General features: G+C 41.3%; 19 protein-coding genes and 1 pseudogene. 13 read left to right on the top strand and 7 right to left on the bottom strand.

From position 1 onward, the window contains the following. Window positions 1–80 precede the first annotated feature (80 nt). Genes OO184_RS11980 through OO184_RS11990 form a run of 3 tightly spaced genes read right to left on the bottom strand, consistent with a single transcriptional unit; the run spans window position 81 to window position 5,352 of the window. The gene (locus tag OO184_RS11980) at window positions 81–602 is read right to left on the bottom strand and encodes an SMI1/KNR4 family protein (RefSeq protein ID WP_265379378.1); all 522 of its coding nucleotides are present in this window, start codon (window positions 600–602) and stop codon (window positions 81–83) included. Between the two features lie 22 nt (window positions 603–624). After that, on the bottom strand, window positions 625–4,914 hold the full coding sequence (locus OO184_RS11985) for an RHS repeat-associated core domain-containing protein (RefSeq protein ID WP_265379379.1): 4,290 nt from the start codon (window positions 4,912–4,914) through the stop codon (window positions 625–627). Between the two features lie 12 nt (window positions 4,915–4,926). After that, window positions 4,927–5,352 (bottom strand): DcrB-related protein, encoded by a 426-nt coding sequence (locus OO184_RS11990; protein WP_049582893.1) that lies wholly within the window; start codon window positions 5,350–5,352, stop codon window positions 4,927–4,929. A 1,233-nt stretch (window positions 5,353–6,585) separates the two neighbouring features. On the opposite strand from OO184_RS11990, the gene OO184_RS11995 reads away from it, so the two are divergent. Further along, complete coding sequence (locus OO184_RS11995; protein WP_265379380.1) at window positions 6,586–7,104, top strand: sigma-70 family RNA polymerase sigma factor; 519 nt, start codon at window positions 6,586–6,588, stop codon at window positions 7,102–7,104. Between the two features lie 102 nt (window positions 7,105–7,206). Continuing rightward, window positions 7,207–8,082, top strand: a complete 876-nt coding sequence (locus OO184_RS12000; protein WP_265379381.1) for a glycerophosphodiester phosphodiesterase family protein — start codon at window positions 7,207–7,209, stop codon at window positions 8,080–8,082. Between the two features lie 149 nt (window positions 8,083–8,231). Here the strand turns inward: OO184_RS12000 and OO184_RS12005 are convergent, their stop codons facing one another. Beyond that, on the bottom strand, window positions 8,232–10,157 hold the full coding sequence (locus OO184_RS12005; RefSeq protein ID WP_265379382.1) for a sigma 54-interacting transcriptional regulator: 1,926 nt from the start codon (window positions 10,155–10,157) through the stop codon (window positions 8,232–8,234). Window positions 10,158–10,404: 247 nt separating this feature from the next. Here OO184_RS12005 and OO184_RS12010 point away from each other — a divergent pair, with 247 nt between their 5' ends. Genes OO184_RS12010 through OO184_RS12040 form a run of 7 tightly spaced genes read left to right on the top strand, consistent with a single transcriptional unit; the run spans window position 10,405 to window position 16,329 of the window. Next, on the top strand, window positions 10,405–10,887 hold the full coding sequence (locus OO184_RS12010) for an MSMEG_0572/Sll0783 family nitrogen starvation response protein (RefSeq protein WP_228902444.1): 483 nt from the start codon (window positions 10,405–10,407) through the stop codon (window positions 10,885–10,887). Between the two features lie 30 nt (window positions 10,888–10,917). Next, complete coding sequence (locus OO184_RS12015; protein ID WP_265379383.1) at window positions 10,918–11,925, top strand: Nit6803 family nitrilase; 1,008 nt, start codon at window positions 10,918–10,920, stop codon at window positions 11,923–11,925. 23 nt (window positions 11,926–11,948) lie between these two features. Further along, the gene (locus OO184_RS12020; RefSeq protein ID WP_265379384.1) at window positions 11,949–13,046 is read left to right on the top strand and encodes an MSMEG_0568 family radical SAM protein; all 1,098 of its coding nucleotides are present in this window, start codon (window positions 11,949–11,951) and stop codon (window positions 13,044–13,046) included. A gap of 12 nt (window positions 13,047–13,058) precedes the next feature. Continuing rightward, complete coding sequence (locus tag OO184_RS12025) at window positions 13,059–13,622, top strand: MSMEG_0567/Sll0786 family nitrogen starvation N-acetyltransferase (protein ID WP_265379385.1); 564 nt, start codon at window positions 13,059–13,061, stop codon at window positions 13,620–13,622. After that, on the top strand, window positions 13,619–14,701 hold the full coding sequence (locus OO184_RS12030) for a sll0787 family AIR synthase-like protein (RefSeq protein ID WP_265379386.1): 1,083 nt from the start codon (window positions 13,619–13,621) through the stop codon (window positions 14,699–14,701). Before OO184_RS12025 ends, OO184_RS12030 begins: the two co-directional genes overlap by 4 nt. Beyond that, window positions 14,689–14,979, top strand: a complete 291-nt coding sequence (locus OO184_RS12035) for an MSMEG_0570 family nitrogen starvation response protein (protein ID WP_265379387.1) — start codon at window positions 14,689–14,691, stop codon at window positions 14,977–14,979. Before OO184_RS12030 ends, OO184_RS12035 begins: the two co-directional genes overlap by 13 nt. A gap of 12 nt (window positions 14,980–14,991) precedes the next feature. Then, the gene (locus tag OO184_RS12040; RefSeq protein ID WP_265379388.1) at window positions 14,992–16,329 is read left to right on the top strand and encodes an MSMEG_0569 family flavin-dependent oxidoreductase; all 1,338 of its coding nucleotides are present in this window, start codon (window positions 14,992–14,994) and stop codon (window positions 16,327–16,329) included. A gap of 315 nt (window positions 16,330–16,644) precedes the next feature. Here the strand turns inward: OO184_RS12040 and OO184_RS12050 are convergent, their stop codons facing one another. Then, on the bottom strand, window positions 16,645–16,869 hold the full coding sequence (locus OO184_RS12050; protein ID WP_265379389.1) for an antitoxin: 225 nt from the start codon (window positions 16,867–16,869) through the stop codon (window positions 16,645–16,647). Between the two features lie 275 nt (window positions 16,870–17,144). On the opposite strand from OO184_RS12050, the gene OO184_RS12055 reads away from it, so the two are divergent. From OO184_RS12055 to OO184_RS12070, 4 genes and pseudogenes are all read left to right on the top strand, one after another. Beyond that, complete coding sequence (locus OO184_RS12055; protein ID WP_265379390.1) at window positions 17,145–18,227, top strand: GmrSD restriction endonuclease domain-containing protein; 1,083 nt, start codon at window positions 17,145–17,147, stop codon at window positions 18,225–18,227. Then, window positions 18,227–18,673 (top strand): HEPN domain-containing protein, encoded by a 447-nt coding sequence (locus tag OO184_RS12060; RefSeq protein WP_265379391.1) that lies wholly within the window; start codon window positions 18,227–18,229, stop codon window positions 18,671–18,673. The genes OO184_RS12055 and OO184_RS12060 overlap by 1 nt, the downstream gene beginning before the upstream one ends. Before the next feature lie 29 nt (window positions 18,674–18,702). Further along, a complete protein-coding gene (locus OO184_RS12065; RefSeq protein ID WP_265379392.1) occupies window positions 18,703–19,002 on the top strand; it encodes a HEPN domain-containing protein in 300 nt (99 codons plus the stop codon). An 802-nt stretch (window positions 19,003–19,804) separates the two neighbouring features. Next, window positions 19,805–19,939 (top strand): annotated as a pseudogene (locus OO184_RS12070) (DUF1240 domain-containing protein); the annotation flags it as partial. 373 nt (window positions 19,940–20,312) lie between these two features. Here the strand turns inward: OO184_RS12070 and OO184_RS12075 are convergent. Next, window positions 20,313–20,591, bottom strand: a complete 279-nt coding sequence (locus OO184_RS12075) for an LCI family antimicrobial peptide (protein ID WP_265379393.1) — start codon at window positions 20,589–20,591, stop codon at window positions 20,313–20,315. 593 nt (window positions 20,592–21,184) lie between these two features. Then, window positions 21,185–21,412: a (Na+)-NQR maturation NqrM gene (nqrM, locus tag OO184_RS12080; RefSeq protein WP_049583135.1), complete on the bottom strand. Its 228-nt coding sequence runs from the start codon at window positions 21,410–21,412 to the stop codon at window positions 21,185–21,187. Window positions 21,413–21,414: the final 2 nt, after the last annotated feature.

Here is a 21,414-nt window from a genome sequence, read left to right on the forward strand (position 1 = left end):
AACACAGCCGTCAGCAACGGCCGCCTCCTTTGCCGTTGTGTTTAAAAGAACCGGAATATCGCAAGGATCTTCCAAATATTCTATAAGCCTTGAATTAGCTTCATGCCTTTATCTTCAGTTTGAGAGAGTATCTGTTTAAAAAATTCTTCGAAAGAGTGAGATACTTTATAAAGGTTCCCACATTCATCTACTTCACTAAAAGCAATATCTTGCACATCATCTTCAACATGTAAGTGAGTTCTATCCCAATAATATACACCCTCATGCTTTCCTTCGGTTACTAATATATAAAAATTACCTCCAGGATCTGTACCAATGATAAAAGAATTTTTTATGAATAATAATTCATCCAAATAATCATTATTCATTTCAATTAAGTTGAAATTTTTATTTTCTATATTGATACCAAACAAAGAATCAAAAGCAATCTCACCATCATCAACGCCGTGGTATGTAAGATTACACGCATCCGGATCTTCAACATAAAATCCGTTATATTTCTTCAAGAAAGCACGGTAACTTTCAGGAAGAATTATTGAATAATGCTGCTCAATAGATAAAATTTCGCTGTTATCTATATTAATACCATGATTTATTGGCATAAATTTACTCCAATACTATTCTTCAACATTTTTTTCTTAGTGTTGATGCGCCACCACGGTGAGTAAAGGTACCATGTACTTTTCTAGACACTTCTTGCATTGTTTTTCCATTTTCATGATGATGCCAAGTATTTGAACCATAATCGGCTTTTCCTTTTGGCGCTAACCTGTCAGCTTTTGCAAAATCACCATCCCCATATTTATGGTGATTTCCTTTCAGATCAGGAACATCTACACGTTGTCTTTCATATGGAGAGAAGTCAGGGTAACCACTAGGATAACGAACAACATTACCCGACGCATCTTTATAAACCCAAGTTTGGGTATCTATTTCTTGCCAGACTGTTCCCCCCTTATTACTCCACTTAACCATATCAGGAGAATTTAGCGGTTTTCCAGTTAATCCCCAAGGGTCGATCCACGTCATCGGATTGGGCGCATACTGATATAAGTTCAGGCCCCCTGCCAACCCAATCGGATCAGGCGTTATAAACCGGCCAATTTCCGGCGCATAATACCTGAACGTATTAAAATGCAGCCCCGTCTCTTTGTCAAAATATTGACCGGCATAACGCAGGTTTTGCCTGAAATTATAGCTTGTCGATGACAGGGCCGGATCGGTGAAGTAAGCCAGCGGCGGGCCATCCAGTTCACCAAAAATGTGATATTTTCCCGCCCACGCAATTTTCCCGTCCTCGTCCGTGACTTCCAGCGGCGCACCGTTGATATCGGTGTGGTACCAGAAGTAATTGTGCCTGGCTCCCCGTGTGACGATGCTGGCCAGCGGGGTGTAGCTGTCATGGGATTCATAGCAGTAGGTCTGAGTTTCGCCACTTTTCGTGTCACGCTCCTGCAACAGCCGCAGACCATGCCAGACAAAATCAGTTTGTTCATAACGCGCCAGTCCATCAATCCCGATTTTTACCCCCTTGCGGATACGCCGCCCAAGGGCATCATAGTGATAACGTGCCGTTGTGTTGCCGATTTTCGCCACCGTCAGGCGGTTGTCGCCATCATAGCAGTAATCCTGGGTTCCCCGGCGGGTAATATTGCCGTGCGGGTCGTGCTCATAGCGCCATTCCCGCCAGTAGCTCAGACGGTCGCCCTGCGGCGTCACCGCTTTAGGGACCCCCTGCTCTTCCGCCTCCTGTTCCAATATCGACTGCGGTTGATCCAGCAGGTTATCCGCCCGGTCATACCACAACATATCCTCATAAGCGCAGCCCTGACGCGTCACTTTTTTCAGGCGACTTTCAGAGTCATAAAGATAGTCAACTATGCCCCGGTAATGATCTTCCATCATCTGCAATTCGTCCTGAGGGCCGTAGACCCACGCCCGCCACGGCTTGCCCTCACTGAGATAGGGCTGGGGCTCGGCATCGGCCTGTTTCAGCGGCAGGCTGTACTGGTGGATACAGCGCCCCAGCGGATCATAATCGCGCAGCTGGAACAGTTTGCCCTGCGTGCGGCGGGTTTCACGATGCAGCCGGTCACGCTCAAATTCAGTAAGGAGTGTCTGTTCATGCCGGATCGCACTCAGGTGACCGGAGCCGTAGTAGAGCCAGCTTAAGGTGCCGCCCTGCGGCAGCGTGAGGGCGGTCAGGTTATCCAGTTCGTCATAGCTGAACTGGAGGACGTCGTCGCCGTTCTGCTCGCGAATAACCCGCCCCAATACGTCATAGTCAAAACGCACGGTGTTGGGCTCTATTCCCAGTGGTTTGCCGTTGTCGTTCGGTTCACGGCTAGCCTCCAGCAGCCTGCCCATGCTGTCCCACCGGTACTGGTAAGTGTCTGTGTAAGTTTCCCGCTGGATCAGCCGACCGGCCGCATCATAATGCTGGTGTACCTGCCGTTCCGGGTACTGGAACACACGGTCGCCCATGCGCCGTTCGGTGCTTAATAAGCCCGCCGCGTTGTATTCGTACCGGATGAGGGTGTCGTCAGGACGGATTTCTTCGATTAAGCGCCCTTCGGCATCACGGTTCAGCCGATAGCGGTCATCGTTGGCGTTGTCGAGCTGTATCAGATGGCCCTCGGGACTGTACTGATAGCGAATTTGACGTTGTAAACGGTCCGTCGCACAGACCACCTGACCTAATGCATTGTATTCCCAGGCGCGGGGCGCATTCTCATTGCGCTGGTGATGGGTTAGCTGACCCGCGCTGTCCCATGCCAGGTGTTCTGTGGAATCGTCAGGATAGGTGATGAGGATTAACTGGCCGCTATCGTTATAGTCATAACGGGTCGTTTCCATCAGCGCGTTGGTAAAGCGGCTCAGTCGGTTCTCATCGTCGTAACGCCATGTGCTGCTTTGCCCGGAACAGTCGGTGTGGCGCGTCAACTGCCCCTGACCATTCCACGTAAAATGGCTTTCCCCGCCTTTGGCATCAGTCACTTTGTAGGGACGCGCCGTATTATCAAAGACGTAGTGATAACGGGTAGTTTGCTTCAGCGGCGAGGTTTCACTGATCAGCCGCCCAAATTCATCGTAAGCCAGCGCCGTCTCGGTACCATCCGGCCAGAAGATAACAGTGAGCCGGTCGGTATCATTCTGGTACTGCCAGCCGGTCTGGTTGCCGTTGGCATCGGTGAAACTCAGCTGACGGCCGTGCTTGTCCCATTCACTCAGACGGGTGTGCCCATCCGCATCTTTGTAGCCGTTCGGCAGGTCAAATTCATCCCACAGGATATGGTGCTCCGTGCCGTTGCGGTCGAGGCAGTGGATGATGTGGCGCGCGTCGTTGAGATGCCAAACCGTGCGGGTGCCGTCGTGCCAGTGCGCCGTGCGGGTGAGGTTCTCATCGTCGTATTCCAGCCGGTAGCCCGCACCCTCGCTGGTTTGCTGGGCAATGACCCGCCACAGCCCTTCGGCTGTCTGTGCCCACTGGTAATCACAGCGCAACCCCCGCCTGTCCTGATGCCATGCCATCACGCCCTGTTTCGTCCAGCCGAACTGACGCTGGAGAAGGTCATTGCGATGGCTGACCCCCGTCAGTTGGGCGTGCTCATTATAATGGTAACGGCAAAGCTGAATACGATGGCCGTCGTGCAGTTCGCGCCAGACGGCGGTAAGGCGGGAGACAGGTTGGTTATCGTTTTCCATCATTACGTAATCGCAGTGCAGGTTCAAACCGCCATGACCCGTGATGCTGACCATCCGGTTCTGCTCATTATAATGAAAACGCTGTTCGTTACCGACATTATTGCGGATGTGGCTCAGGCGGCTGAGGCCGTCATTATCAAAAGCCGTATAGTGATAAACTAATTCGCCTGCATCACGAATTTCCCATTTGCCCTCTTCCGTGTGTATCAGGTCGCTTTGAGCCTCAGGGCAAAAACAGCGATGACCTGCCGGCACGTCAGGAAAGGGCACGGTATCCCCGGCAGGGGAACGCCAGAGCAAGCCGCCTTCCACGCACATGAGATGGCTTTCCCAGAACAGGCTCCAGCCCCGACCCAGTACGCTGTCATACTGATAACGGCTCAGGTAACTACGCTGCCAGTAGAGCGGTAATTCAGCATCAAAAACGAAGTCCAGCTCATCCTCATCGTTCAGGAATTTCTGACCGGCCATGACTTCCACCGGGTTCGTCAGAATACCCGCGACAGGCGCAGCCACGGCCAGCGCCCCCAGCCGGCAGGCGATTTTGCGGATTTTAGCCGCGCCCGGTATCTTGTTAAACAGCGTCTGCAATGCGCCGGGGCCTTTGGCTGCCGCGCCGCCGAAACTGATTAACCCGGCTGCAAACATGGTTAAATCGGAAACGGTATACGCCCATTGGGGGATTTCCGGCACAATCTTTGCTGTCTGCGCCGTCCCGCCGCCGATGAAGACATTCGACGAACCGGTCATGACCGCTGCATCACAGACCGTTTTGTCTCCGACCCGCACCGCAGGATAGCCATTGATGAAAACGGAAGCAGAGCCTTCTGCCATCTGGCGCAGGCCATTCTCTTTACTGCACTCTACTTGGCTGCGTGTCGCGATAGCAGCGGGTTGGTTGTTGATAAAGACATTGGGGGAGCCTCGCGTGATTTCCCCGCAGGGACTTCGCGACGAGGCCCCCTTAGAGACGCAGGCGTCACGCGCCATGTCGCCTAAATATCCCGCCGCCATGCCCACCACAACGGCGGCGCCAATCAGCAAAACGCCTACCCCGAGACAGGATGTAGCTAATCCGGCGATAAAGAGAGCCCCCGACAGAATTCCCCCGGCAGCGGAAATTAATGAACCGATGACGGTGCCCGCAACCAATCCCGCCATGACGCTGGAATGGCCTATCGTGTCCCCAACTCGCGCGGCTTCTGGCATAACGTCTCCGCCCTAGAATTGGAAACTTTTCAGGCAGTCATCCAGCCACTGCCGTTGAGCATCGGTGAACGCCTGCTGGGATGACAGGGTGAAAATCAGCGCTTTTTTCTCATTCAGCAGAAATACCGCCTGATATTGATAAACTTGCTGCCCCTTTTTGGGCCGATAACGGGAAAGCAGCGCCATGCCTTGCAGCCGGTTATCGCCCAGCGTTGCGGGTTTTTCTTCCAATAATTGCCAGTTGCGCAGACCATTTTTCAGCAGATCTTTTTGACGGGTGAGGTAACTGGGGAGATCTTCGCCTTCAACCAGCTTATCACGCGCGATATTTAGCGCGGGCGCATCGGGCGCGATGAGGATGTTTACCGTCTGTTCCTGATAGCCTGCGGGTAACAGAATGCTGCCTTCAGTGAACCGACAACGTGCTTGATTGTCCATCTTTCTTTTGTCTTATATAGGAATGCCGAACATAGCAACAACATTGATAATCCTGATTAAACAGATTCAGGGGGTACTCCCTGCTCTGTCATCAATAAATTTATACAATCAATAATACTGTCCGTTTAATATTCAGACAAAAAGATATAACAAAAAATCGGCTATGTCTTGATTGTTAGGTGAATTAATACCCAATTAATTTAATTAAATGCGATACGAATCACAAAACAATGCCAATAATCGTGCTGAAAATTCGTCTTAATGAGCTAAATCACTACAATTTTATTCAATAAATTTACCTTGCCCGGTTTATAGACCTTGCATTAATCACCAGAGAAGTTTAACTCTGCATTTTTTATGATATTGAAAAAAATTATCTCTGTTTAAGGATAGTCAGTTCAGAGGCACACAGATTCAAACTCATTTTTTTGGGTTGGAATGTGTAGACAATCAAATTTGAATAGCAACTAAAACCGGAACCCTTTGGTTTTTCATCAATTGCTGGCGAACCCGTTCTGTTGATCTAACGTCTTCTCCAGTACATAACTCATACCCGGACGGCTATCTGCTTCCACAATGGCATTTAGATTTAAAACCAGAAAGAGTAAAGGATATGCTAATGGTATTAAATCAAAGCCCATTTCTTTAATAGTTTTTAATACTGTTAAATATTTTTATCCTTTTTTGCTGCTAATCAGGTTTAATCAAAAGACTTATCAGCTTTTTTTAACAATTATCTTTGATTTTTCGAAAGCCTCTTGTGATCATGCAAAAATGTAAAATCTTTTTTGAGAAAACTTTTTAATGCGGCTAATCCTGTTAAATGTTTTTATATAATATTCCTGTTATTTGGTTAACCCAGTTATTCTGTCACCTTATTAATCAATTTAAAACCCATTTTTCCTAGTGTTTTCTCTTTCAATGCCAGTATAACATCAAGTTTTTTACCCGCTTTAAAAAAGCTTTAATCATTGATTTTCACCTTTAATAATTAAAGTTTTATCTGTTTTTTCATCGCAAACTTACGCTTTTTTCCCGATTTTAAAACCACGTTGACAGCTAAAAAATGGCTTTCCTTAACACTTGTTTTATCATTGATGAAAACTCAGCAGTGATAATCGAAACGCTAAAAGTCAGTAATCTAAGAACCTCACGTGATGACAATCACTTGACAGCCAATGCTTACATTCAAATAATAATCATTATCATTTTCACGAGTTATTGGAAATCATCATGGCAATCCAGAAAGCCATATCTGAAATTGATAGTTTTGCGCAACAATTTTACGTTGAACATCATGACTGGTTATACAACTGGTTACGCCATAAAGTCTCCTGTCCCTGCCAAGCTGAAGATCTCACTCAGGACACTTTCCTGAACGTTCTATCAAGTTCAAATTTGTCAGACATCCGCCAACCACGGCCTTTTCTGGCGACCGTGGCCCGATGTTTGGTTGCCAACTATTACCGTCGAAGAAAGACCGAAGAGAGCTATTTGGAATATATAAACTCCACACCAGAAATGACCATGCCTTCTGCTGAAAACAGAATCGCCACATTTGAGCAGCTTAAAGAACTTGATATCACTCTGGATAAATTGCCAATCCAGGTAAAAAGCGCTTTTTTGCTGGCACAGCTACAAGGCCTGCGTTATAGCGAAATAGCTGCTCAACTTCAGGTTTCTTCCAGTTCAGTAAAACAGTATTTGCAACGAGCACATAACAAATGTAAAAAAATTCAAATTCTCACTTAAAATTCAAAAAACCGTGTTACATTCAAAATTGATTTCATTAAGAAATCATTAATAAAGTTAATTACTTTAACTTAACTATAATTAGATTTTATGGAGAAAACGATGCGACACGGAATTACTGCTGCAATCCTACTTTGCTGCTCTGCCAGCGCTTTCGCAACCACACCACAAATTATCGCTCATCGTGCTGGTACAGGTGATGCGCCTGAAAATACCGAGTACGCAATTTCTAACTCCCTGGAGAATAAAGCAGATGCTATTTGGATCACTGTTCAATTTTCAAAGGATGGTATTCCAGTACTCTATCGTCCATCAGACCTAAATAGCTTGACCAATAAAAGTGGACTCGTCTCTGCTTATAAAGCAAGTCAGTTGGCTAAATTTGATGCCGGTTACAAATTTGGCTCTGATGGTCATCATCCATTCCGTAATAAAGGATTAGGTATTCCAACATTAGAACAAGTCTTAAAAAAATACCCAGATACTTTCTTCTATATTGATCTGAAATCACCGAATGCAGATCCAGCACAGCAAGCCAAAGCACTAGAAAAAGTACTGACCAAACAAAAAGCGCTTGCCCGTACCCGTTTCTATTCCACTAACGAGACTTACCTTAACGCATTACCAGCAACAATTCAGCGTTTTGAAAGCCGTGACAAAACCCGCACCATGCTGGCAAATATTACAATGGCTCATCAATGTGATATCCCTGCAAATACCGATACCGCTCGCTGGTATGGTTTGGAAATGCGCCGTAACGTAGAAGTTGTTGAAAAATATACTCTTGGTGAAGCACGTTCTAAGTCAGTATTATCATGGGATAAAGAAGCAATGGAATGTTTCCGTGCTAAGGGTGGCGCGAATATCATTCTCTTTGGCATTAAAACTGAAGAAGATTTCAAACAAGCTAAAGAGCTTGGCGCCGATGGTGTGCTGGTGGATTCTCCCAAACTGTTCAGTACCTTTAAAACAAAATAAGCATTGGGGGTTCTCAGAAAGAAACTTCTCCAGTCACTATTTTGTAGGAACATTTTTTCCTATCAGACAAAACCCTATATAAGCGGAACCCGCAATTTTTTGCGGGTTTTTGCTGCTGAGGTGTCTTTTCTAAACTCAAGATAAGATTTTTAATAATCAATCCCCAATTTCTTTAAGCGTGAGATCAATGTCGTTGGGTTCATTCCCAATAAGTTTGCTGCACCGTCATCACCAAAAATTTTCCTTTTGCATTGTTTAACGGCAAGAGAGAAATTTTTAATTTCCAACTCTTTCAGTTGTTGCATGGTCAGCACGTCTTCAATCTGTTGAAGTTTATTGTGAATATTCTGATACGTAGTTTCATTTTGCTGTTGATCTTGCTCTAGCAAATATTTAAAAGAAACCGTGCCTTGTTTCGCTATAATTAGTGCGCGTTCAATGACGTTTTGCAATTCACGAATATTGCCAGGCCAGTCATATTGCTGTAATTCTAAAATATGCTTTCGTGAAAATGGTAGATAATTAATTTTACGCTTGTCACAAATCAACTTAGTAAAATTCCTAACCAAAAGTGGGATATCTTCTTTACGGTCACGTAAAGCCGGTGAGTAAATCGGGAATACATTTAAACGAAAATACAAGTCTTCACGAAAGCGCTTGTGTTTAACTTCTTCTTTTAAATTACGATTGGTAGCAGCAATAATCCGCACATTCACATGTCGCGTTTTTTCTTCTCCAACCCGCTCAAAGGTTCCTTCCTGCAATACACGCAGCAATTTACTTTGTAGCTCGATAGGAATTTCGCCAATTTCATCTAAAAACAATGTACCTTGGTCTGCCAATTCAAAACGTCCGGCACGGTCACGTACAGCCCCAGTAAATGCACCTTTGACATGTCCGAAAAATTCACTTTCAAACAATTCCGAAGGAATAGCGGCACAGTTGACCCGAATAAGTGGTTGCTGTTTACGGTGACTAGATTGGTGAATAGCACGGGCAATCAGTTCTTTGCCTGTACCTGATTCACCATAAATCATCACATTGGCATCGGTTGGAGCGACCACCTTGATTTTTTCAATAATCTGTAAAATGGATTCACTACTGCCAATAATTTCGTGGTATTGATTTTCTTGTAAAATTTCTTCTTGCAGATATTCATTTTGCTGTTCCAGTCGGCTTTTTAAATCTTGCAGTTCTTCAAGGGCATGGGTTAGTTGTTTTTCGGTATTTAGCCGCTCGGTAATATCACGGAACACCACTACCGCGCCAATAATTTCACCATCACGAATCACTGGGGTACTAGTAAATTCTACTGGAAAGCAACTGCCGTCACGGCGCCAAAAAATTTCCTGGATACCTTCATGCACAATACCGTCATGGACCGCTGCATAAATCGGGCACTCTTCTTCAGGATAGGGGTCGCCATTTTCATGGGTATGGTGATGAATCTTATGGATATTGTCACTCAATACATCTTCTGGTTGCAGCCCCAACATTTTAGCCCCAACAGGGTTAATAAAGGTACACAAACCTTGTTTGTTAATACTGTAAATGCCGTCGCCAACTGAACTCAGTAATAAATGCTTGCCTGTGTCGGAATCAATAAATAGCTCTTGTAAGGCTTGCGATTCTTTTAATTCTCTGAGGATAACTTTATCGGCATTTTTATTGAATTGGCGTAGTTCTAAATCTTTGATATCCACTAGCGACCATATCAGCAAGGTTTTGTTTTTATAGGGCAATGAAATGGAAGTAATATCCAACTGGATTCTTTCACCATTTTTATCAAAAACATACAGCTTATTGTTCCAGGCCCAACCTTTTACCAAAGCTTCTTCGGTAAATGCCATAAGGTATGGCAGTTGTTTGCAATGACCAAAAATAGAAGTCACCGTTTTTTGAATAATTTCATGACGTTCATATCGTAATAGTTGAGCAGCACTGATATTCACATCAATAAACTGGTTTTGGTGTGGGTCCAACACAATTAATGCCTGTGACGTGTGTTCAAACACCAATGGGCGAATCGAATCTTCAGAAACTACCCAGTCAGAAATAAAGTCAGTCGTATTCATACTATGAAGTTTCATAATTTAAGCTATGAAATTTCATAATACTACGAAAAATCCTAATTCCCTAGCAGTTCAATTTCTCTCCATGGAAAATGTTTTTATAAAAATTAAATTATACTTTTCAATATGATAGAAATTAACCTCCATTCCAAAATATAACTTGGCACAACTCTCGCAATAATTTCTCGCAAGAGTACAAACAAACTACATGTTGGTTCATTCCCAAATAACATTGAACTAGGAGTTGGTTATGCCAAAGATTGATATCGAACAATATAAAGACGGTGATTTTCTTGTTGATTACGAAGAAAAAGTGTTTGAGGACGTCAAAGCTCAGCCTGGGGAAAAAGCATTGGTGACTTTCCATACTGTTGCATTTGAAGGCTCAATTGGCCTGATCAATGTATTACAGGCAAAGCGTTTATTACGCAAAGGCTTTGAAACCAAAATTCTGCTTTACGGCCCAGGCGTGCAGTTGGGTGTACAACGAGGTTTTCCAACTTTAGGAGCGGAAGCTTTTCCGGGTCATTTAGCCGTCAACAATCAGTTGAAAGCCTTTATGGAAGAAGGCGGCGAAGTCTATGCCTGCCGTTTTGCGTTGCAAGCGTTGTATGGTCAAACCGAAAAAGCGCTTATTCCGGGAATTCGTCCCATTAATCCATTGGATGTGATGGATTTAAAGCTGCTGATGCGTCGCGACAATGCCTTGATCATTGATACCTGGACCGTCTAAGAAAACATAAACTATGAGGGGGATAAGGTTATGAACCGAATAATTAAAGCTGCCGCAGTGCAATGTAGCCCTGTGCTTTATAGTCAAGCCGCTACGGTAAAAAAAGTCTGTGACATTATTTTAGAGCTTGGAAAACAGGGAGTGCAATTTGCAGTCTTTCCTGAAACCGTCGTGCCTTATTACCCCTATTTTTCCTTTGTACAACCGCCATTTGCTATGGGTAAAGAACATTTAAAGCTGTTGAATGAATCGGTGGTTGTACCTTCCGAAGCAACCTTAGCGATTGGTCAAGCCTGTCTTGAAGCCGGCATGGTGGTATCGATTGGCATTAATGAACGTGCGGGCAGTACGATTTATAATGCGCAACTGTTATTTAATGCCGATGGTTCAATCATTCAGCATCGCCGCAAAATTACCCCCACTTACCATGAACGAATGGTGTGGGGACAAGGTGATGGCAGTGGTTTACGTGCCATTAATTCTGCTGTGGGGCGTATTGGTTCGTTGGCATGTTGGGAACATTACAACCCGTTGGCGCGTTTTGCCTTAATGGCAGATGGTGAGCAAATTCATGCCGCCATGTTTCCCGGTTCGTTAGTAGGACAAGTCTTTGCCGATCAAATCCGCGCAACCATTCAACACCATGCTTTAGAATCCGGCTGCTTTGTGATCAACGCCACCGCATGGCTGCATCCCGAACAGCAACAGCAAATTATGCAGGATACTGGCTGTGATATCGGTCCAATTTCAGGGGGATGTTTTGCCGCTATCGTTTCTCCCGAAGGCAAGCTGCTGGCTGAACCCATCACACAAGGTGAAGGTTATTGCATTGCTGATCTGGACTTTAATCTGATTGATAAACGCAAACGCATGATGGATTCGATTGGACACTACAGCCGACCTGAATTACTCAGCTTACTGATTGATCGTCGTCCAACACAGGTATTACACGAACTGAAAGTTGAAACATCAGCTCAAAGTCATCTCGAAAAGCTCTCAAAATTTAATGAAGAACATGCCGAAACCGTATTGATGTAAACCCAATCGATAGGGGGTTAAAGATGTCTGCAATACAACTATTAACCGGTTTGCAACTATTAACCGATTTGCAATGTAATGGTCTGAACTGGGAAGGCGATTTTGGCTTGTCCCGTAAAGGTGGCGCAGGGCCAAGCGATCATAAGGCGCTAAGCCTTGACGGGCAGACCATGATGATTCCTGTGCTGAACCTTGCAGCACAAGACTCGCCCTATACCGCAAAGCCTGAACCACACTCTGACAAGGTAATTGTTTTTAAAAACCGGATTCCGGTGGCAACCTTAACTGCACCTGCACGACCACGTTTTTACGATTTAAAAACCGCAGAAGGCATTGCCTACGAACAAATTGCGACCTTACATAGCCGTGATGTGTTGGCGACAACCGTGTTACAGCACTGCATTCGTATGAAGGACAAGGCAACTGCCTGCCAATTTTGCTCAATTGAGCAATCTTTAACAGAGGGTCGAACCCTGATCCGCAAACGCCCGGAACAATTGGCTGAGGTAGCGAAAGCGGCCGTTGAGCTAGATGGTGTCAAACAAATGGTGATCACTACAGGTACGCCAAATACGGGAGATCGTGGCGCTAAAATTTTATATGACTCCGTTAAAGCGATTAAAGCGCAAGTAGATTTACCGATACAGGTACAGTGCGAACCGCCTGACGATTTTGCATGGTTTCAACGTTTAAAAGATGCAGGAGCGGTATCGATTGGCATGCATCTTGAAGCGGTAAGCGAGCGTGTACGGCAGAAAATTATGCCGGGCAAAGCCGAAGTATCGTTGGAAAAATACTTTGCGGCATTTGAGGCAGCCGTTGCGGTGTTCGGTCGAGGACAGGTCAGTACCTACATTTTGGCAGGTTTGGGAGATACCGAACTGGAAATCGTGGAGATGACCGCCAAATTGACTGAAATTGGGGTATATCCATTTGTAGTACCGTTTGTGCCGATTCGAGGCACGCCATTAGAGCATCACCCTAAACCTGATCAAGCTTTTATGCAGTCGCTCTATCCGAAAATTGGACAGCAACTCAAACAACATGGTTTGAACTCGGAAAACACGCAAGCCGGCTGTGCCAAATGTGGCGCTTGCTCTTCACTGAAAGCGTATGAATAAGGAGAATGTGCTATGAAACTTTCTCACTATCCTTGGCTACTTGAGCCACATAAAGGGCTGAAACCATTTGTTAGCGATGACATTGCCATCAAAATCGTGTCGGAAGATTGGGAACGTCGCCAATATTATCGTCTGCGTGAAATGACCTTTCGCGACGAACAGAAAATCTTGCAACAAGATCGTGACGAATACGATGTTAAAGCATTAGGCATTGTCGCCATTGGGAAAATGTGTGGTGAGCATGACCGCGTGATTGGCGCAGTGCGGATTTTCCCTGATGGCGAACAGACGTGGTATGGCGGGCGTTTATGCGTAGAACCTTTATATCGACGTCGTCATACCATTGGTAAAGCATTAATCAACACAGCAGTATCGACCGCCAAGAAATTGGGATGCCGTACTTTTTTAGCCACCGTGCAAAGTCAAAATGAACACTATTTTCGAAGGTTGTGTTGGGATAGTTTGCATCAGTTGACCGTTGCCAACATCCCACATGTGCTGATGCAGGCACAGATTGAAAACTATCCTTTACCTCATGTCCCGATGCAAGCCTATATGCAAAAGGAGACACAATGATGAAACTCAATCAATTACTCGAAATGTTAAAACATACACCTGCTATGCAGTCTAAGCAGGCGATTGCTCGCAATATTTCAATCAACACAGTTTCAATCGACACAACTTGCCATGCTGATTCATTGGATAGCTTATATGCCTATCCAGGAGATGACACAGCGGCTGTACCGCTAAATGGTCAATATATATTGCATGCCTGTGAAGGCATGTTACCAAGCTTTGTTGCCAATCATCCTTATTTTGCCGGATGGTCAGCGGTCATGGCGAATATTAGTGATATTGCCGCAATGGGTGGTCGGGCATTGTCAGTGGTGAACAGTTTTTGGCATACCCATAGCGAACACGCCCAGTTGTTAATGCAAGGTATGCAAGATGCCTGTCGTGCTTATGGCGTGCTATTGGTCGGCGGACATACCAATCTTGGCGTGATTTATCAGCCCACTTTATCAGTTGCGATTCAAGGCATAGCGCGAAAACTGCTCTCAGTGTTGCATGTCAAACCACAACAAAAAATTCTGATCGCTTTAAATCTGAAAGGGCAATTCCACCCCAATACCACTTATTGGAAATGTTTTGAACGAGTGTCTGACCGCATTTTACAGTCACAAATTGCCTTGTTGCCGCAATTGGCGGAAGCAAATCTGGCTCATGCCGCTCGTGATATCAGCAATGCCGGTATCTTAGGCAGTCTATTGATGCTGCTCGAAGGTACGGCATCGGGGGCACATATCAACTTAGATGCTATTCCTAAACCTGAGAATGTGGACTGGTTTAAATGGCTACAAATCTTCCCCAGTTTTGGTTTTTTACTGACGGCAGAGGCAAATGAATGTGAAGAAATTATCGAACTGTTTCACCGTCAGGGCATTGCCTGCGCAGTGATTGGTGAAACCAATGCCAGTGGTGTGGTTGCCGTGCAACAGCAACAGCAACAGCAACAGCAATATGGAATATTTTGGGATTTTAACCGCCAAGTATTTACCGGTTTTTGTTATGCCGATGCGTTAAAAAAGTTACAGGCTCAATCCGTACAGATTAAACCTAAAAATCAGCAGGAGTCGATGTTATGCCCAGTGTGAATTTTACTGTGAAATGGCCTAATGGGGAGCTGATTCAATATTACTCCCCCTCAACGGTGATTTATGAATATTTGTCCATCGGTCAGCGTTACCCAAGTATGCAGTTCTTGCATCAGGTTGAAAATGGTCTTCATGCCGCCTCAGAAAGGGTACGGGCGCGTTATGGCTTTTTCTGTAGTTCGGCCGTGGACAATCTGGCGATTATCAAACGCCAAGCCAAATTCTTCGGGTTAAATCCAGAAGATCAAATTGAAATTATTGAAATGAAGAATGAATGAGAGGGATATTCCATGTTAAGTATCCAAAATCAAATGTTACAGCCAAACTACGATGTAGTGATTATTGGTGGTGGTCAGGCAGGTTTATGTATCAGTCACTATTTGCAAAAAGCGGGCATTGACCATGTGATATTGGAAAAAGAATCCGAGTTGACCCATAGTTGGCGCCATAAACGTTGGGATAATTTTACCTTGGTGACACCGAACTGGCAGTGTCTATTGCCTGAACATCCTTATCAGGGGAACGACCCTGACGGCTTTATGAAAAAGCATGAAATTGTGACATATCTTGACGAATTTATTGAGAAAATTAATCCTCCCGCCATTTTAAACATTCAGGTAGAAAATGTGAAAAAAGTGGCAGCACATGAGTTTGTCATTGAAACCAATCACGGTACAACCACAGCCAAACAGCTTGTCATTGCCGCAGGCGGGTATCACACCCCGATTTATCCAAAATTAAGCGATACCTTGCCTAAACATGTGAAAGTGATGCATTCGGAAGAATATTTAAATGTCGATCAACTGCCTAAAGGTGCGGTGTTGGTGGTCGGGTCAGGGCAATCCGGCGCACAGATTGCCGAAGATTTACATCTGGCAGGCAAAAAAGTCTATTTATCGACAGGCAATGCGCCACGTTGTGCTCGCTTCTATCGTGGTAAAGATGTGGTGAAATGGCTGTTTGATATGGGTTATTACGAAACGACGGTCAAAAATCATCGTTATAGTGAAGAAGTACGTAACAGTACCAACCATTATGTTACAGGGCGTGACGGCGGGCGTGATATTGACTTGCGTAAATTTGCCTTAGAAGGTATGCAACTGTTCGGACATTTTGATGACTTTAAAGATGGTCAATTCTGGTTTAAACCCAATTTATCAGAAAACCTGAACTATGCCGATGCCACTTATAATCGCATTAATGCCTTAATTGATGAATATTTAGAGAAAAACAATATTGCAACCGATGAACCCGCCTCGGTGTATCAACCTGTTTGGCAGCCTGAGCAGGAAATCACACATATTGATTTAGCAAAAGAAAATATCACCTCAATAATTTGGTGTATTGGTTTTAGACCAGATTATTCATGGATTGATTTAGATATTTTTCAAGCCAATGGTTATCCAAAACATGACCGTGGTATTACCATTGATCCAGATGTCACGTTTATTGGTTTGCCGTGGTTATATACATGGGGTTCTGGACGTTTTCTGGGGATCGATCAGGATGCCGCCTATGTGGTACAACATATTGAACAACAAATAAGTCAGCAAAATATACATATATTGCCTACTTTAATTAAAGGTGGTAAATCTGAAATCAAAGATAAAAGAATACCTCAAATGTGAAATTCCTAACTTCGCCCAACGGAATATTTTTAAACTCTTATTTTTTCAATAAGAGCCTCATAAGGCATTTTACTTTTCAAACCACCATGTGGTCTGTAGTTGTTGTAAAATGCCTCCCACTCAACTAATTTAAATTTACTCTTCATAAAATACAGTTTTATTCTTAGCAATGAAATAGGAGAAAAAATTAAATGACAAATAAAAAACCAGTATTTTGTCAGCACGTGTGATTTTAAAATCTGGAAAAAGCAAGTTATTAATCCAAGTTAGCATGCCAGATTTCATCCTTGCTTGGGATATTCCTTCTACGCATTATTAAATCACCTCATTACCAACAGAATGAGAATTTAGAGCGTCGACTGTTGCTTCGTTGAAAGCCCGCACTTCTGTTTCATCAATGCCCTGCAACAATTCAGTGAGAGACTCCCTGCCTCTGGCAATTCTACCTGCGGGTTTGATGTTTATTCTGTCACCTAACGCTTTTACATTCAATTTTATACCTACTGCTCCACCCTGTTGACGTAAACATGTTATTGACATAATAACTTCCAATCAATGTGTAACTTTATCTTACATATTAACTGCATCACATAGTTTCACAAAGTCACACTTTTCCCTTTAAATAAAAGCTCCAACAGAATTAGGAGAAAATAGTACGCTAAGCATTAGTATCAGTTTGAACTATGCGTGTAGTGACCTGCAATTAATGGCAGTTTTCGATTACAGGTCACTACAGATATAAGCTTATTTTAGTTCACCTAGATGTAAGTAGTGATGTATAATGTTACATACTTTACTTTTTTGAGGTTTATAACATGACATTGAAAAATCAATTGGCTGACTTACAGAAAAAAGCAAAAGAAATAACTGTAAAAACTCAGAACATAGAGTATGACTTAGAAACATTAGTAAAAAAAATAGACCGTAAAACAATAAAGCTTAATCCTGATTATCAGCGCAGACATCGCTGGACAACGGAGGCTTCATCTCGGCTAATAGAAAGCCTAATACTTAACATACCTATACCTTATGTATATATATCTTTAGATGTTGATGTAGATGATGAAATCGATGATGAAGATGAACAATATAGATATTCAGTTATTGACGGCCAGCAAAGAATTACTGCAATATATGAATTTATGAAAAATAAATATCCTTTATCTGGATTAGAAGTATTATCTCCATTAAATGGCTCTTACTATAAAGATTTACCGCCATTCTTAATAAGAAGATTAGAAGAAAGAACCATTAAATGTCTCAGAATAGATTCAACTGTCGATTCACAAGTGAAATATGACATCTTTGAAAGACTTAACACAGGCGCATTAAAACTCGAGTCACAAGAGCTAAGAAATGCCATTTACAGAGGACCATTTAAAGATCTCCTAGTTGAATTATGCTTAAATAGTGATTTTAAAAAGACAACAAATCTGAGCGAGAAAAAAATAGCAAAAATGGATGATCAAGAAATCATTCTTAGATTCTTTTCACTACATTACAAAGATGGATATAAAGACTATAAATCCGGATTTAAAAAATTCCTCAACGATAAAATGGAGCTTTTTAACGGATTAGGTGAAAATGAACTAAAAGAAATGAAAGCTCTATTTGAAAATACATTCAAAAAGATTGTAAATAGCAATATTGACATACCATTTTCAAACTGGAGTAATAACAAAACAACTGGTAAAATAAAGAAAAAATCAAACTTTAATGTTGCTGTATATGACACAGTTTGCAGAATATATGTTTTAGGTAATAAAAAATTAACAAGAGAATCACTAACCGATTTCCTGTTCAGTGATCCTAGCTACGTAGAAGCTAATTCTGGAAGCTATAACGATGTATCAAAGTTAAAAGCCAGAATGACTAAAACTATGGAGTTATATAAATAATGAGAACGTTTACTGTCGACTATCTAAGTAAGCTTAATGCTCAATGGAGAGAAATTGATTACATAATTGACTTGGCAGATAAACACATACATAGCCATATTGATACATATAACAGCCTATGCCGTTCAGCTATGGTCTTATGTGTATCTCATATGGAAAATTTTTATAAGGAATTAGTGAAAAACTTCATTTCAGATATAGAAATCATAGATTTCAAATTACTTCCTGACGCAATGAAAAGGCAATTTTGTAGAAAATTTATCGGATATGACGAAAGCAGAGAAAATAATGAAAAGATAGTATCTCTAATTAAAGAATTAGAACAACATGGTAATTTCAAATTATCTTACGATGAGTTTCTTCCAAACAAAAATAAAAATCCAAAACCTAGTATTATTGAATCAATATGCGATAATTTAGGAACAAAAAAATATTTAAACAGCTGAATGGAACAATATTTTATAACGTATTCTCTATGACTGATAAGGAAATAGAGCGATTCGAAAAAATCATAGATATAGCAGCAAAAAAAAGACTATCAAAACAAGATAAGTTAGATACATTTGTGTTAATAAGAAAAACACAGTCAACACAATCACAAGACAGAAGTCTTTGGGAATCATTTTTTGATAATATTAATACAAAAAGACATGATATTGCTCATGGTAATGTTTTTGACAACTCAACATCCACATTAGAATTAAGAACAATAAAAAACAAATGTAAAATATTTCAAAAAATTTGTATTGTCATTATATTTTCAAACCTTAACTAACATCTAATTGGGTTAACTATAGAAAATAGAAAAAATAGTACCCTAAGCCAAGAGAGCATAAAATAATGCCCTACACTTTTTTATGCTCTCTAAAAACATCGATACACTGACATTAGCAGAGAAAACATCAGGAAAAACGGATTTTAAATTGACCAACAAAATAAAAAAGCTAACTAAATCACAAAAATATAAAATTATATTAAAATGTTTAATAGAGTTAACCTTATGACGGAAAAAGAAAAATAACGTTTAGTCGGATTAAAAACGATTAAAACAATAGGATTTGATTTTAATCCCATTGTCATCTCTTTTACTCTCTCTGGCTTTAAACTTAAAAAATCAAATTCCAGAAAATGAAAACAGATAAAGGTTAAAAACACTAATATAAAAGAATCAAAATTTCATATAAAAGGCCGATTTAAATCAACAAATACACTTTTCAGATAAATAGTGAATCGCATTTAATCTAAATACATTAAACATTAAAAGAGAATTTAAAATAAATCAGTGATAAAAAGAATATAATCTAAATAGGTTCATATTAAAGTGTTTCCTCGCAGCTATTTTACGAAGAAAACTATGAAAAAAATAGTAAAACGATTAATTTAATAGGATTTGAACTCTGAAAAAACAAGAGATTATCTGAAAGAACATAAAATGATATCTTATATCATCATGCTATTTACTCACTGATTTATTAAGATAAAACCATCATGATTAAACTTAAAAAAACAGGAATTTCTCTCCGAAAAAAGGATAAATAAAAAGGTAAATAGTTTCAATACCAACTGGCTGTCGCCTAAAACATCACTATAGTTTTATTAACTGTTTTAGGATGATAACTGTCATCTCATTTTTTTCAAGTTTCCCCCTATCTTTCTATGTGGATTACAAATTAAAAAGTGAGAATTATCTGGTATGTAAAAAAATATCCTAGATGTCTCCTAACACCTATGTAAAAAATGTTAAGTTATGTGATTAATATTATTTTTTTAATTTATTCATAATTGATGTAACTTTGGAATATATTTTTCACAATTATTTTTAATACTAATTCCCTCGCAGGGAAAATTTCAAGATGAATTCACCTGATATCAAAAAATCCCAACATGCCGCCTACGATCAATATATAAAAACACAAAGTAAATTGTAACTCAGATTATCAGCCTATTATACAAAAGCCTTCTTTAAGTATGTCAATGGAGAGCTCCATTACTGGTATTCTGATTCTTTCCTTCATACCTAGCATAATATAATGAGCCAAATGTTTATAATATTTGGCCCAGATTACTGAGGTTTTAGGTAAAATCCTATAACCTTCTACCTTCATATAAAGCGATATATTTTCCACAATAATCTAAATATTTATAACCTTGAAGATGCCATCTAACTCCAGCCCAATCATATATATTAGGAAAATTGCCACTATCTTTAGCAATATATTGAGTATATAAACCATTGTTATGGGACATACCAGAACTATAACAATTGTTCCACGGAATATATACGCTTGCCGATGCAGCCCCAATTCCTCCCGTTAATGTAATACCTGCTGCTAATGCACCAACTGCTAATAATTTCTTCAACATAAAAACTGCTCCTTTAATAATTTTATAATTTACATATTTTATAAATCTCACCTTAAGTGTATCGACTTCATAAAGTTTGTCAAAATTATGAGGTTATAAAAGTACTTATTTTAATCTTGGTAATATTGTAATTTAACTTTATCAAATAGAAAATTATTTACTGAGAAATATAAAATCATATGTAATAATGCATGCTAAATTATATTACAATTTTAAAATCTGCTTATATTTTTTATTTTAAATTGGGAATTTAATTTCTTATTTAAAAAAAACTCCTCAAGCAATGTGAAGGGCTCCCTGTCGATTAAACCGTTTTCAAAAGGCACAATTAAACAATCTGAATTTCACATTCATATGAATTTAGGTTGTGCTCTTTCTTTTGAAACCTTTAGTGATTATTTTGGTGATTATATTGACGAAAGGTATACTAGAAAAACCCCCTTCACAGTAAACCGCTTAATGTGAAGAGAGTTTTATCAAACTAGCATCTCTACTTTTTATTTACTTTATCTCAAACTACGCGAAATCTCCCTAAAATTTCGCTTTGCTCTCAATTAGTATTCAGGAAGGAGAATTCCGCAGATTTGTTAAACTCAGATAATCCGATGTTTCTCTAATTGAACCTGCCGCGCAGCCTCACGAGCTATACGTCTCTTACGTGCATCACAAGGTTCTGGACAATCACATACTTTCTCCACACCAATACTGCTTAAACCACCACAGCTCCCTTGTATGCTCTTACGTTTAATCATATAGCCTAACGACATTCCCGCAAAAGCCAGCAGGAAAAAAACGAAGGCGGCAATAAATACTTTCAGCACTT

It is taken from the genome of Photorhabdus aballayi (genome assembly GCF_026153155.1).
Classification (GTDB): domain Bacteria; phylum Pseudomonadota; class Gammaproteobacteria; order Enterobacterales; family Enterobacteriaceae; genus Photorhabdus; species Photorhabdus luminescens.